General features: G+C 62.7%; 12 protein-coding genes and 1 pseudogene. 10 read left to right on the top strand and 3 right to left on the bottom strand.

Annotated features, from left to right (window positions below; all coding sequences use genetic code 11):
* Positions 1-173: 173 nt before the first annotated feature.
* Positions 174-500, bottom strand: coding sequence for an aldehyde dehydrogenase family protein (locus tag ACFXIV_RS36955; RefSeq protein ID WP_379401075.1), 327 nt, complete (start codon positions 498-500; stop codon positions 174-176).
* Between the two features lie 125 nt (positions 501-625).
* Positions 626-688: pseudogene (locus ACFXIV_RS36950) on the bottom strand (hypothetical protein); the annotation flags it as partial.
* A 251-nt stretch (positions 689-939) separates the two neighbouring features.
* On the opposite strand from ACFXIV_RS36950, the gene ACFXIV_RS36945 reads away from it, so the two are divergent.
* From ACFXIV_RS36945 to ACFXIV_RS36920, 6 genes are all read left to right on the top strand, one after another.
* Positions 940-1,458: a MaoC family dehydratase N-terminal domain-containing protein gene (locus tag ACFXIV_RS36945; RefSeq protein WP_379401074.1), complete on the top strand. Its 519-nt coding sequence runs from the start codon at positions 940-942 to the stop codon at positions 1,456-1,458.
* 14 nt (positions 1,459-1,472) lie between these two features.
* Positions 1,473-1,925, top strand: a complete 453-nt coding sequence (locus ACFXIV_RS36940; RefSeq protein WP_379401073.1) for a hypothetical protein — start codon at positions 1,473-1,475, stop codon at positions 1,923-1,925.
* Positions 1,926-1,964: 39 nt separating this feature from the next.
* On the top strand, positions 1,965-3,107 hold the full coding sequence (locus tag ACFXIV_RS36935) for a carboxyl transferase domain-containing protein (RefSeq protein ID WP_379401072.1): 1,143 nt from the start codon (positions 1,965-1,967) through the stop codon (positions 3,105-3,107).
* Complete coding sequence (locus ACFXIV_RS36930) at positions 2,992-3,345, top strand: hypothetical protein (RefSeq protein ID WP_379401071.1); 354 nt, start codon at positions 2,992-2,994, stop codon at positions 3,343-3,345. Before ACFXIV_RS36935 ends, ACFXIV_RS36930 begins: the two co-directional genes overlap by 116 nt.
* A 122-nt stretch (positions 3,346-3,467) precedes the next feature.
* Positions 3,468-4,832: an FAD-dependent oxidoreductase gene (locus ACFXIV_RS36925; protein WP_379401084.1), complete on the top strand. Its 1,365-nt coding sequence runs from the start codon at positions 3,468-3,470 to the stop codon at positions 4,830-4,832.
* 43 nt (positions 4,833-4,875) lie between these two features.
* Positions 4,876-6,867, top strand: coding sequence for an FAD-dependent oxidoreductase (locus ACFXIV_RS36920; RefSeq protein WP_379401083.1), 1,992 nt, complete (start codon positions 4,876-4,878; stop codon positions 6,865-6,867).
* 7 nt (positions 6,868-6,874) lie between these two features.
* Here the strand turns inward: ACFXIV_RS36920 and ACFXIV_RS36915 are convergent, their stop codons facing one another.
* Positions 6,875-9,115, bottom strand: a complete 2,241-nt coding sequence (locus ACFXIV_RS36915) for a LuxR C-terminal-related transcriptional regulator (RefSeq protein ID WP_379401070.1) — start codon at positions 9,113-9,115, stop codon at positions 6,875-6,877.
* A gap of 463 nt (positions 9,116-9,578) precedes the next feature.
* Here ACFXIV_RS36915 and ACFXIV_RS36910 point away from each other — a divergent pair, with 463 nt between their 5' ends.
* From ACFXIV_RS36910 to ACFXIV_RS36895, 4 genes are all read left to right on the top strand, one after another.
* Entirely contained in the window at positions 9,579-10,388 is an 810-nt protein-coding gene (locus ACFXIV_RS36910) for an enoyl-CoA hydratase-related protein (RefSeq protein WP_379401069.1), read from the top strand.
* Between the two features lie 67 nt (positions 10,389-10,455).
* Entirely contained in the window at positions 10,456-11,202 is a 747-nt protein-coding gene (locus tag ACFXIV_RS36905) for an SDR family NAD(P)-dependent oxidoreductase (protein ID WP_379401068.1), read from the top strand.
* 59 nt (positions 11,203-11,261) lie between these two features.
* Entirely contained in the window at positions 11,262-12,470 is a 1,209-nt protein-coding gene (locus ACFXIV_RS36900) for an acetyl-CoA C-acetyltransferase (RefSeq protein ID WP_379401067.1), read from the top strand.
* Positions 12,470-13,555, top strand: coding sequence for a CaiB/BaiF CoA transferase family protein (locus tag ACFXIV_RS36895; protein ID WP_379401066.1), 1,086 nt, complete (start codon positions 12,470-12,472; stop codon positions 13,553-13,555). The genes ACFXIV_RS36900 and ACFXIV_RS36895 overlap by 1 nt, the downstream gene beginning before the upstream one ends.
* Positions 13,556-13,563: the final 8 nt, after the last annotated feature.

The raw sequence follows: 13,563 nt of genomic DNA, 5'->3' as shown, positions 1-13,563 counted from the left end.
GCATTTGTTCGACGTGCTGGCTTCGCTGGCTAGACGGCCTCTCGATGTGTGCTCCGGAAGTGCCCTCTCGGCTCGGCGCTGTCGTCGCCGGTTCAGTGAGAGAGCATCGGAGCCTCACGGCCGATGCGTACATGTGAACGCATAGACAAAAGTAGGCGTGTCGGCCTGCTATGTCAACTGTCACATCGAGGTCTCCGCACTGTTACGACAGAGGTGGTTGCCCTCGGCCGTCGACGCTCGAGCGGTGTCTCCGCTCGAGCGTCGGTTGTGGTCGGTGCAGCAGGCGCCGCGTCTGCCCGGGCAGCGGCGGGCACGGCAGGTATCGAAGCTATGTGAGAGTATGTCCGACGAGTTTGACGTCGAGATACTCGTCTATGCCCTGGGGCGCCTCCGCGGCCGATGCCGCTGTCGCCGATCCCGCCGAACGGCGTTGTGGCCGCTGTTGGGTTGGTGTCGTTGATTCCGACGATCCCGAAACGGAGCTCCTCCGATACCCGCACGGCGCGCGAGAGGTAGTTGGTGTAGAGATAAGAAGCCAGGCCGTATGCGGTGTCGTTGGCCTCGCCGTTACCTCTTCTTCGGTGTCGAAGACGATGACGGGCGCGATGGGGCCGAACGTCTCTTCCTGATAGATCGACATATGGGCCGTGACGTCGGTCAAGACCGTCGGGGCAAAGTAGGTATCCACCGTCGAGTCCGTTGTCCGTGAGCCGTTTGCCGCCGGTCAATACCCGAGCGTCCTTTTCGACGGCATCGCTGACCTGGGCTTCCAAGCCGGTAGCGAAAGTGCATCATCGGGTAAGCAGGTGCTGGTATCGCACTCATCAAATATTCGTGTGGATACAAATCCGCGGGGTCGTAGACGATGACGAAGTGCTTTGATAGTTCTATAGAAACTCATCGTGAAAAGGTCTCACGCCGAGAAACGGATATTGCGGTATGACAATCAGCTACATTACGCCCGAGATGGAGGAGTGTGTCGGACGTGTCTTCGAGCGAGTTGTCTCGTTCCCGATCAGCTCCTCCGACATTCGCAGGTGGGCTCTTGCCGTCTACTACCCGGAGCCTCCGCCCCGCGAATTCTGGGACGCCGAGTACGCGTCGAGGACGCGGCACGGCGGAATCGTTGCTCCCCATGAGTTCAATCCATTTGCCTGGATGACAGCCGAACCTCTGGGTCAGCGACGTGTCGCACATGCCGACGCCATCCACCGAACTGAGGCGCTACTAGGTGTTGAACCACCGCCGCTGACACAAGGTTTGAATGGTGCCCTCGAAGTCGAGTATCACGCAAGAATGCGACCGGGCGACGTGATCACGAATGAAACCAAGCTGGTGTCGTACGACGAACGTACCGGCCGACTCGGTCGAATGCTCTTCAGTCGAGTCGGATCGACCTGGACGAATCAAGAAGGCCGACTGGTCAAATCGTCGTACTTCACGCTCATCCGGTACTGAGGACGGAGATTGCAATGACTGAACTGTTGAAGCTCGACGGAGTCGGCATCGGTGGTGATCTCGTGACCTTTACCAGGACAACCGATCTGGCGAACTGGAACCGGTACGCCGCGGTGAACGACGAGTTCGTGGATATGCACATGGACGACGACGCAGGCGTTGCGGCCGGCTACCCTGGTGCCTTTGGAATGGGTAATTTACAGTGGGCGTACCTGCATAATGTACTCCGCACTTGGCTCGGCACAGATGGTGAAATCCGGCAGTTGTCGTGCCAGTTCCGGTCCCCGAATCTCAAGGGGCAGACTGTATCTGCGCGGGCTCGCGTGACTGCTATCGATGTCGTCGCCGATGAAACGTATGTGGCATTGGATGTCTGGACCGAGAACCAGGATGGGGAGAAACTCGCACCCGGCAGCTGTGTCGTTTCATTCCCTTCGTCGGGTTCTTCCAGGCTCTCGGCTCCGTAGTTCGACGCTGGTCTCAAATCTCGTAGGGCCTACGACGCTGTGGGGACGAAGATCTCTGGTCCACCAACGGAAGAGTCGGTACGCACTGGGCTGGCCGAAATCCGTGGTGCCCGTGCGGTTCTCATCGAGTACCGCTTCGAATCGCTCGGCGGCAGCATGGGAGCGGTCGCGGGCGGGAGGATCGTGCGTGCCTTCGCCCGCGCGACGAGTATGCGGTTGCCTGTGGTGGCCGTCATCCGGACGGGCGGTGCCCGGATGCAGGAGGGAATGATCTCGCTCGTTCAGATGGCTCGGACGGCGGACGCGGTAGTCCGCCACTCACGCGCTGGGCTGATGTCTATCGGCGTCCTGAGATCGCCGACCACGGGCGGCGTATTCGCGTCCTGGGCTTCCCTGCTGGACCTCACGATTGCCGAGGCCGGGGCAACGATCGGGTTCGGTGGTCCACGAGTAGTGGAACAGGTGACGGGTCAGGCGCCACCTCCGTCTTCGCACACCGCCGAGTCGGCATTTCAGGCGCGGTTGGTCGATGCGATCGCACTCGGGCCGGCAGAAATAACGGATTGGGTCGCGATGGTGCTCGGCGTGACGTCGCGATGGCTGCCGATGCCCGATGATCGCCCCGGAATCAGTTGCTCGAAACCAGTTCGGCCGACGACAGCGATGGGACGAGTCGAGCGCGCCCGAGCCTCGACGCGTGCCTCGGGGCTGGAATGGGCGGCAGCTCTGACAACATCCTGGGTCGAGATCGGCGGCCGGCCTTCGGCGGTTCGTGCCGGGCTGGCTTCGCTCGGTTGGCAACGAGTCGTGATCATCGCGATGGACAGACACTATGAATCCGGCAGTTCGGCTCTGCTGCAACCGAATGACTTCAGGCTCGCACGGCGTGCGGTCCGGATGGCGGGCCGGTGGAGGCTGCCGATCCTGACCTTTGTCGACACCAATGGTGCGGACCCGGGACCCGATTCGGAGGCCGACGGCATAGCCGGCGAAATCGCACGTTTGTTCAGGGCTTTCGCGGAAGCTCCGGTTCCGACGGTCTCGGTGTGTGTCGGTGAAGGAGGCAGTGGCGGTGCGATGGCCTTCTGCCACACCGATACCTTCCTCATGCTCGCCGACGCGGTTTTCAGCGTCATCAGACCCCGAGGGCGCTGCGGCAATCCTCTTCCGGGACACCGGTAGAGCAGCCGAGGTCGCCGAGCATCTGTGCCTGACCGCAGAGCAGCTGAGCCGGCTAGGGGTGATCGACGGTGTAGTCGACACCCATCATGGTATCAACTATGCCGTGGAATCGATGTCCAGCGCCCTGACCACCGCGGTGATCGGCGACCGATCACGCAGAACGGCTGCCCTCATGGAAATCGCCTTGCGGGGATCAGCAGCAGTCTCGAACCGATCGACCACAGGCTCTCCAGAATAGGAATCCCTCGATGCATCGAATGTTTGAGTTAGTGGCCCGAGTGATGGATCAACAATAATTCGCGATCAATGAATTATTGTCGACTTCCAATGCCTGGCGATAGCGTGTGCGAGGTGACGGATATTGTCAGCGGAACACGACCGCTTCTGGTGGCCATCGTCGGAGCCGGACCGGCGGGGATCTATACGGCCGAAACTCTGGTCGATTCGGGCGTCGACGTGCGGGTGGATATTCTCGAGCGACTGCCCGCACCATACGGTCTGACGCGCTATGGAGTCGCACCCGATCATCCGAGCGTCAAACGTATCGTCGGTGCATTGCACAAGGTGCTCGACAACGGACGGATCCGCCTGCTGGGCAACGTCGAGTTCGGCGTCGATATCGACCTGCCGACGTTGCGCTCGCACTATGACGCCGTGATATTCGCGACCGGCGCCGACCGGGATCGCTCGCTGGATATACCCGGGGTCTCGTTGGCTGGTTCATACGGCGCCGCCGACTTCGTGTCCTGGTACAACGGTCATCCGGATGTCGATCGAACCTGGCCCCTCACCGCACAGAAAATTGCGGTGCTCGGGGTCGGCAACGTGGCGCTGGATGTGTCGCGCGTGCTCGCGAAGGGCTGCGATGAGCTGCTCTCGACGGACATCCCACCGAACGTCTACTCCGGATTACGTGCGAGTACGGCTCTGGAGGTGCACGTATTCGGCCGCCGCGGCCCGGCGCAGGCGAAGTTCACTCCGGTCGAGCTGCGCGAGCTCGATCGCTCGCCAGGTATCGAAGTGATTGTCAGTCCAGACGATATCGACTACGACGACGCGTCGCGGGCTGCGCGCAGCCGATCGAAACAGGTCGACATGGTCGCCAAGGTCCTCGAAGGCTGGGTGGGGAGAGATCCGATCGACCGCCCTCGCAAACTGTTCCTGCACTTCTTCGAGTCCCCGGTGGAAATCATCGGGCGCGACGGCGCCGTGGCCGCCTTGCGGACCGAGCGCACCGAACTCGACGGGACCGGCAATGTCCGGGGTACCGGCCGTTTCCGTGAGTGGGACGTGCAAGCCGTCTACCGTGCGGTCGGCTATCGGCCTCGTCCGATGCCCGGACTGTCTATCGATGAGGCCGACGGCACGATCCTCCACGAAGCCGGGCGCGTGCTCGACCATGCAGGCGAACATATGGCCGGAATCTACGCGACGGGCTGGGCGAAGCGCGGGCCGATCGGCCTGATCGGGCACACCCGCAGCTGTGCCGCCGAGACGGTGGCCAGCCTGATGGACGATCGAGCTTCGGGTGCGCTCGGCACGTCGGTCGGCACCGCACCGGCTGATATCTCGACATACCTGGCGGACAGAGGTGTCGCCGTCACCACCTGGCAAGGCTGGCAGCGACTGGACGCGCACGAGCGCGCGCTGGGCGAGGCCGAGGGCCGTGACCGGATCAAGGTCGTCGAACGCGACGAAATGATCGATATCTCCGCGAGCGCCTGAATTGACCCCGGCACACCGTTACCCGAACCTGTTGTCGGAGACCGTGATCGGGTCGCTCACACTGAAGAACCGCATGATCATGGGTTCGATGCATACCCGCGTCGAGGGTCTCGACAGGACACTGGACCGCGAGATCGCGTTCTATCGGCGACGCGCTGAATCGAACATCGCGTTGATCATCTCCGGTGGTTTCTCCCCGAATCCCGAGGGGCGGATGGAGATCGATGCGCTTGTGATGAGCCCGGCAGCGGACCTCGGATATCAGCGGGAGCTGTGCCGGGAGGTCGCGGCAACGGGAGTTCCGTTCTTCGCTCAGATTCTGCACGCAGGCCGGTATGCCAAGGTGGACAGTTGCGTTGGACCATCCGCCAGGCGGTCGTCGGTGAGCACTCGGAGTCCGCGCCGGATGGGACGCGACGATGTCCGGGCAACGATTCGCGACTACGCGATCGCCGCGGAAACCGCACGTGATGTCGGGTACGCGGGCGTGGAGCTGATGGGCTCGGAAGGGTATCTCATCAATCAATTCCTGGCCGCGCGCACCAATGACCGTGACGACGAGTTCGGCGGCACCGCACGCCGCAGGATGCGGTTCGCGATCGAGGTGGTTCGCGCCGTCCGCGCGGCTGTCGGTCGCGAATTCCCCCTGATCTACAGAATCTCGGCTCTGGAACTCGTCGAGGAGGGCATGTCGCAGTCCGAGATCATCGACCTCGCTCAGTGGCTGGAGTCCGAGGGAGTGGACTGCCTGAACACCGGTATCGGCTGGCATGAGGCGCGCGTTCCGACCGTGGCGTATCCCGTGCCGAGAATAGCGTGGGCCGAAGCAGCTGCGGCGCTCAAGCATTCGGTCGGCATTCCTGTGGTCGCGTCCAACCGCATCAACAATCCGGACGACGCCGAGCACCTCATCGCCACCCACATGTGCGACATGGTGTCGCTCGCTCGTCCGCTGCTGGCAGACCCCGAGTTCGCCAAGAAGGTGGCCGAGGGTGTCCCGGAGGCAATCAATACCTGCATCGCGTGCAATCAATCCTGTATCGACAGGATCTTTCTCGCGCAGTCGGCGTCCTGTGTCGTCAACCCGCGTGCGCTCCACGAGGTCGAGTTCGAACCGGTGTTGCCAGCGAAACAGAAGCGGATCGCGGTGGTCGGCGGTGGCGTCGCCGGCATGACCTTCGCCTTCGAGGCTGCGGCCAGAGGGCACAAGATCACACTGTACGAACGGGATTCCTGCCTGGGCGGTCAGCTGCAGCTCGCCCGCAGGGTGCCGGACAAGTATGAGTTCGACGAGTTTCTTCGATATCTCGAGTACCGGCTGTCCGCTGAAGGTGTCAAAGTTCGTACGAGGTCGACACCCGGCGTCGTGGAGCTGGGCGGGTTCGACGACATCATCATCGCGACTGGAACACGTCCACGGGTGCCTGATATCCCGGGGATCCGCCGGGCCAACGTCACCGGGTATCAAGAGGTACTGAGCGGCAGGGTCGTACCTGGCCAACGCGTCGTCATACTCGGGACCGGCGGAATCGCCTTCGACGTCGCGGAGTATCTGCTGCGCCCGGATCCGCCCAAGCCTGAAGTCGGTCGGTTCCATCGCGAATATGGCGTTGAGATCGGCTCGGTAGCCGCCGGCGGGATCGGCCGGCGCATGAACCAGACTCACGAAGGCGGGCTGCCGAGGACCGTAGTCATGACCCAGCGCTCGGGAGCCAAGCCCGGGCGAAACCTCGGTGTCACCACGATGTGGATCAAGCGCGAGAGGCTCCGTGCCGCCGGGCTCGAGATTCTGACCGGTGTGTCGTACTCGAAGGTGGGGGAGGACGGATTACATATTGAGCAGGGCGGCGTGGATCGGACGATCGAGGCCGACACCGTCATCAACTGCACTGGTCAGGAACCGCGTACCGACCTGGTCGAGATGCTCGCTACGGCTCGTATCCGGTGTTCATTGATCGGTGGTGCGCGTGATTCGTCGGGTGTGGACATCGGACGGGCCGTCGACGAGGCCACACGCCTTGCTGTTCGGATTTAGCGCGGGGTCATGTCTGCGTATTTCCCGTATTTCCGTGCTCCAGGAAGAATACCGCGATCTGCGCTCTGGAATGGAAACCGAGCTTGTTCAGTACGCGCTGCACATGTGATTCGGCCGTGCGTGGAGATATGAAGAGACGTTTCGCGATCTCCTTGTTCGATAGGCCGCTCGTGATCAACTCGCAGATCTCCGTTTCCCGCGGGGTGAGGAGGCTGCTGAGCTGGGAGCTCGTGTTTGCTCCGATGGCGCTGGACTTCCGCGGCAATGCTGCCGGGTCGACTCGAGCCGCAGCGAACGCAATCGAGTCCGGAATCGTCATTTGTGATCCGTAATCGAAGGACCGTCGAAATGTATCTTCTCCCAACATGTGTCGGGCTACTCCGAGAGATTTCTCGCGCAGGGAGCCGAACTGACTGTTTCCGAACAGATCGCGGACGCTGAAAGTTATCCAGTGCCGACTTGCTGCACCCAGCAGGATCGCAGTTCGCTCGGCATCTCCTCTTTCCTGCGCAATCCATGCGGCGGTCTCGATGACCACTGCCATCCCGAGTGGATCTCGGAATACGGACTTGATCTCGAGCGATTTGCGGACGTTCTCGGCCGCAAGATCGATCTCACCGTGGTGAAGATTGATGAGCCCGGTTCCCCACAGCGCATATGAGCGGAGCCAGTCCTCTCCTTTGCCCTCGCATATCGATCGACTGATTTCGTACTGCTCGCGGGCGAGTTCATCGTGACCTGCGAAGAGATACGCCAGGCCCAGTTCGAATCTGAGATTTACCTCGAGGTCGGGCTCCGCGCCGACCTCGAGGTATCGACACAGTGCGCTTTCCATGAGTGCGGTCGCCTCGACCAGTCTGCCGCCGAAAAGCGCGCTGCATCCGAGTTGATGATCGCCCATGGCAGCGACCTTCGTGTCTCCGAGTTCAGCGCCGAGTTCCGCACACTCCCGCGCCCTTGCCGCCGCGTGTTCGTATTGTCCCTGTGTATTGGCGATGAACGCGTTCGTCCAGAGCGCCCGCGCGCGGTCCACGGACGGGCGGTGCGTGAGTGACAGTGCAGTGTCCAGCCATTGGCGGCCCTCCGCGAGAGAACCGAATGCCATCCACAAGAAGTAGGGTCCGGCAAGGCGGAGGCCCGCTTCGTAGGCGCTCGGGGTTCGCCGACAGTAGTTGAAGGCAGCCCGGAGGTTCGGGTGCTCGGCCCGCAGGGTGCTCGACCAGTAGCTTTGCCGAGGACCGAACCAGTCATCGGCGGCCCTTGAAACCAGATCCAGGCACCAGTCCAAGTGCCGTCGCTGTGACTCATCGGCGGCGGCGGGGTCGTCGACGATCAGTTCGCCGTATTGCCGAATCACCTCCAGTATTCGGAAGCGAACCGCGCCGGCGCTCTCTGTGCGAATGAGGATCGATTTGTCGATGAGACCCGTGATGGCGTCGATGATTCCTCGGGAATCCTTCTCATCACAGACTGCTTCGGCCGCGGCCAGAGAGAACGTACCGGCGAACACGGATGCCTTCGACCACAGTGATCGTTCGGCGGGAGTGCAGAGGGAGTAGCTCCAATCGAGTGTCGCCCGGAGGGTCTGATGGCGCTCCTCCGCAGCGCTCGATCCGCCCGTCAGGAGCGAGAAGTTCTTATTCAGACGGCTGGCGAGCTCACCGGTGGACAATATTCGAAGCCGAGCCGCGGCAAGTTCGATCGCGAGCGGTATGCCGTCGAGCTGCCGGCAGATCTGGACGATGTCGACTTCGTTCTGCGATGTCAGCGTGAAGCTGGGCACCACGGCCTTGGCGCGTTCGACGAACAGCGCTACCGCGGCGCTGGACAAGATCGTCTCGGTGTCGTCCTCGCCTTCGTCGGGGACCGGTAGTGGATCGACCATGATGCGGTGTTCGCCTGGAACATTCAGGGCTGTCCGGCTGGTCGCGAGTATTTTCAGCCGAGGCGAGCGCCGGAGCATCTCCGTGGTCAGCCGGGCAATCGAGTCGAGGAGGTGTTCGCAATTATCGAGCACCAGCAACGTATCCCGTTGCGCGACATGGCTGATGATCAGATCCACCTGGGCGCCACTGCTGGGTTCGGGCAGGCCGAGGGTGTCGATGATCGCTTGCAGGACCTGCTGCTCCTCGGTGAGGCTTGCCAGTTCGACGAGCCAGACCCCTCCTTCGAAATCGTCGGATACTGCCGCGGCAACATTGACCGAGAGACGTGACTTTCCCACGCCGCCAACGCCGACGAAGGTCACGAGACGTGCCGTCCGGAGAAGCTCACACCCCTGATGGATTTCCTCGGTCCTCCCCACAAATGTGGTCAGCTCCGACCTTGCTGCCTCGCGAGTTACGAGTGCATCACGTTTGCGCTGAGATTCTTGGCTGTTAGTCATGCCCTGCTGGCCTCTCGAGCGCCGAACCCGGTCGGACAACGACGCGGTTCTACTGATGCATAGCGTTGTATCAAAGACTAGAGACAAGGGCTGCGGGTTGCGGCTTTCCTTGCCGAGTGGCGAAAGAATACACCTCCGTACAAGCTGCCGCTGTCGGTTGAAAATCGCGAAGTGGCCCGGTCGCGGTCAGGTTCGGACGTTGCTGCGGACCGCACGGTTTTGAAGCTGCCGCATTGACACATATGTGTTGTGAATCTTGACTTCCTTGATCGAATGAACGAACGTTCACACCAGATGAACAACCATTCGATTGAGAGGTTCTCTTATGTCTCGGACGTGGCGTGAATCCAAGTGGGAAGACATCAGGTACGAGGTCGACGGCCCCGCTGCGGTGGTGACCATCGCTCGGCCCGAACGGTACAACGCCTTTCGCGGCCAGACCGTCGAAGAGCTGATCGCGGCCTTCCGACTGGCCTGGGCGGACCACAGCGTGCGCGCGGTCATCCTTACCGGCGAGGGCGAGAAGGCGTTCTGCACGGGCGGGGATGTCAAGCAGCGGGCGGAGACCGGTGACTACGGGCCCACCGAGAGCGGCATGTTCGAGATCGGCTATCTGCATCGGCTGATCCGTGAGATCCCCAAGCCGGTCATCGCAGCGGTCAACGGCGTGGCGATCGGTGGCGGTCACGTCCTGCATGTGTTGTGCGACATCACGATTGCGAGCTCGACCGCGCGATTCGGCCAGGCCGGCCCTCGTGTCGGGTCATTCGACGCAGGCTTCGGGTCGGCCTACCTCGCACGAGTTGTCGGGGAGAAGCGCGCCCGCGAGATCTGGTACTTCTGCCAGCAGTACGACGCTGTGACCGCAGAGCGGTGGGGGCTGGTCAACGCGGTCGTCGAACCGGGTGAACTGCTGCCCGAGGCGCTGAAGCGGGTCCACCAGATCGCCGCGATGAGCCCGACGGCGTTGAAGTTCCTCAAGCAGTCGTTCAATGCCGATACCGACCACCACGGTGGCCTGAGCAACCTGGCGATGTCGGCACTGGATCTGTTCACGAGTACGCCTGAAGGACTCGAGGGAGCCGCCGCGTTCGCCGAAAAGCGCAGTCCGGATTTCAACAAATACGTCAAATGATGTCCGCGGATCCGGCGGCCGCCACGAAGCGGCGCTCGGATTCTCGCTGAAAGAAAGTGAATTCGTCTTGAGCAAGCTCAGCACTCCCGTCGTGGTGGTCACCGGCGCAGCCCGAGGAATCGGCAGAGCGATCGCCACCAGCTTCTCCCAGGCCGGAGCAGCAGTCGTCGTGACCGACGTTGATCTGGCCGCCGCTCAGCAGACCGCCATGGATCTGGGTGGCACGACAATCGCCGTCCACACCGACGTCACCTCCCTGGAGTCCGTCGAGAACATGGCCGCCGAAGTCCGAAAGGCGTTCGGCCGCATCGATGTTCTGGTCAACAACGCGGGTTGGGACAAAGTGTCACCCTTCGTGGATTCAGCCCCCAAGGACTGGGACACCGTGATGGCGATCAACCTGCTCGGCGTGCTGCACACCTCGAAGACCGTGCTGCCGATGATGATCGAGCAGGGTGGTGGCCGGGTCGTCAATGTCGCCTCGGACGCGGGACGCGTCGGGTCGTCGGGCGAGGCGGTCTACTCGGCGGCCAAGGGCGGGGTGGTCGCGTTCAGCAAGTCGACGGCCCGCGAGATGGCCAGGCATGGCGTGACCGTGAACTGCGTGTGCCCGGGTCCCACCGATACGGCGCTGCTCGCATCGATCGGTGGTGACGACCCGAAGCTGCGTGACGCGCTCGTGAAGGCGATTCCGCTGCGCCGCCTCGCGCAACCTGCGGATATCGCCAACGCGGTGACGTTCTTCGCGGCCGAGGAGTCCGGCTACATCACCGGTCAGACACTCAGTGTCAGCGGCGGGCTGACGATGAGCTGACCCCCGGTCGGCGTGGCGAATCAAGCAAAGCAAACAAGCCAAGAAAGGAGTGGGTTGGCGTGAGAGACGTGGTGATTTGCGAGCCGGTGCGGACACCGATCGGCCGATATGGCGGTGCATTCAAATCGCTCAGCGCGGTCGACCTCGGAGTGGCCGCACTACAGGGCCTCATCGAACGGACCGGGATCCCTCGGCACCTGATCGAGGACGTGATTGTCGGTCACGGTTATGGCAACAGCGATGCCCCGGCAATCGGGCGAATTATCGCGCTGGACGCAGGCCTGCCGACGGAAGTGCCGGGTATGCACGTCGACAGGCGGTGTGGATCCGGGTTGCAGGCGGTCATCAATGCGGCAATGCAAGTCCAGACCGGGGTGAACGACGTCGTGGTCGCCGGCGGTGCCGAGAGTATGAGCAACGCGGCGTTCTACGCCACGGATATGCGGTGGGGTGTGCGCGACCGCGCGGTTCTCCACGACAGCCTGGTGCGGTCACGCACTACGGCCGGCGGGCGTCACCATCCGGTGGCCGGCGGGATGATCGAAACGGCGGAGAACCTGCGGAGGGAATACGCCATCTCCCGTGGGGACCAGGATGCGCTGGCCCTGCTTTCCCATGAACGCGCGGTTCGAGCACGCGATGACGGGACACTCGCGGAAGAGATTGTTCCGGTGACGGTCGAGCACCGGGGGAGCGCGGTCGTCGTGGATAAGGATGAGCACCCGCGCGCCGATACCACGCTGGAATCGCTGGCTCGGCTGACACCGATCCGGCTGGGCATCGATCCCGAGGCGACCGTGACCGCCGGCAATGCCAGCGGACAAAATGACGCCGCTGCGATGTGCGTGGTCACGACCAAGGAGCGAGCACTCGAACTGGGGCTCCGCCCGCTCGTGAAGTTGGCGGGCTGGGCGGTCAGCGGAGTGGCGCCGGAGTTCATGGGAATCGGACCGGTACCCGCGACCAAACGGGTGCTGACGCGGCTCGGACTGAGCTTGGCCGACATCGACCTGATCGAGCTGAACGAAGCTTTCGCGGCACAAGCCCTCGCCGTTATGACCGCGTGGAAGTTCGGCAAGGACGATCTCGCGCGCACCAATGTCCACGGTTCCGGGATCTCGCTGGGTCATCCTGTCGGCGCGACCGGTGTTCGGATGCTGGCCACTCTCGCACGCGAACTGGATCGTCGGCAGGCCCGATTCGGCCTCGAGACGATGTGCATCGGCGGTGGCCAGGGACTGGCCGCGGTTTTCGAGCGGGTGTCCTGATGAGCGTTGTCACCGCGTCCACCGATCGACCACCGCTGGACGGCATTCGGGTCATCGACATGGGCGGAGTAGGACCCGGTCCTTTCGCCACGATGATGTTGTCGGACCTCGGCGCCGAGGTGACCGCGATCAAGAAGGCGGGCGCCGACGGGGGAATCGTCGGCGCTACCACCCGCTCGATGTCGCGTGGCAAGCAAGAGATTCATCTCGACATCAAGGACGAAGCGGACCGAGCGCAGATTTGGAAACTGCTCGAAGAGGCAGACGTGCTTGTTGAGGGATTCCGCCCAGAAGTCATGGAGCGGTTGGGTTTCGGCCCCGACGAGGTAGGCGCGCGTTGCCCATCATTGATCTACGCACGGGTCACCGGATGGGGTCGAGAGGGGCCCAAAGCGAACGAAGCCGGCCATGACATCAACTACATCGCGTTGACCGGGCTCCTGGATCAGGTCGGACATCCGCGGCAGCCGCCGGTGATCCCCCTCAACGTGGTCGCGGATTTCGCCGGCGGTGGGATGTTCGTCGTCGCGGGAATTCTCGCGGCGCTGGTCGAGCGCTCCCGGTCAGGGAAAGGGCAGGTCGTCGACACCGCGATGATCCACGGGGTCGCTTATCTCCAGGCGATGGTCCTAGGGCTTCGCAAGGAGAATCTGTGGCAAGACCAGCGCGGAACGAATTTCGTCGACGGTTCGCGACCCTTCTACACCACCTACGCCACCGCTGATGGCGGAGCCGTCGCCGTCGGTTGCCTCGAAGACCGGTTCTATGCGGAGTTTCTCCGATTGCTCGGTCTGCCGGCCGCCGACTGGGATCGCAGTGATCCCGCGCGATGGCCGCAACAGCGGTTTGCGCTCGCGGCGATCTTCGCTGCGCACGACCGGACACACTGGGATCAGCTCTTCGCAGGCAGTGATGCGTGTGTGACACCGATTCTCAGTCTCGCCGAGGCCGCTCGGCATCCGCACGTCATCGCCGAGGGCGCATTCATAGGTTCTGCCCCGGACGAGGCGAATGTCGCACCGCGATTTTCACGAACGAGAACAGACGTCGATTCGTCGACCCCCGACACCATGGCTGGGCGCTGAGATGAACA

It is taken from the genome of Nocardia sp. NPDC059236, from assembly GCF_042754085.1.
Lineage (GTDB): Bacteria > Actinomycetota > Actinomycetes > Mycobacteriales > Mycobacteriaceae > Nocardia.
This window is presented reverse-complemented; position numbering and strand designations above follow the sequence as displayed.

Excerpts from the sequence above, each read along its gene's own strand:
- ACFXIV_RS36910 (WP_379401069.1), top strand. The coding sequence starts at position 9,579 with ATGTCTCGGACGTGGCGTGAATCCAAGTGGGAAGACATCAGGTACGAG.
- ACFXIV_RS36945 (WP_379401074.1), top strand. The coding sequence starts at position 940 with ATGACAATCAGCTACATTACGCCCGAGATGGAGGAGTGTGTCGGACGT.
- ACFXIV_RS36940 (WP_379401073.1), top strand. The coding sequence starts at position 1,473 with ATGACTGAACTGTTGAAGCTCGACGGAGTCGGCATCGGTGGTGATCTC.
- ACFXIV_RS36895 (WP_379401066.1), top strand. The coding sequence starts at position 12,470 with ATGAGCGTTGTCACCGCGTCCACCGATCGACCACCGCTGGACGGCATT.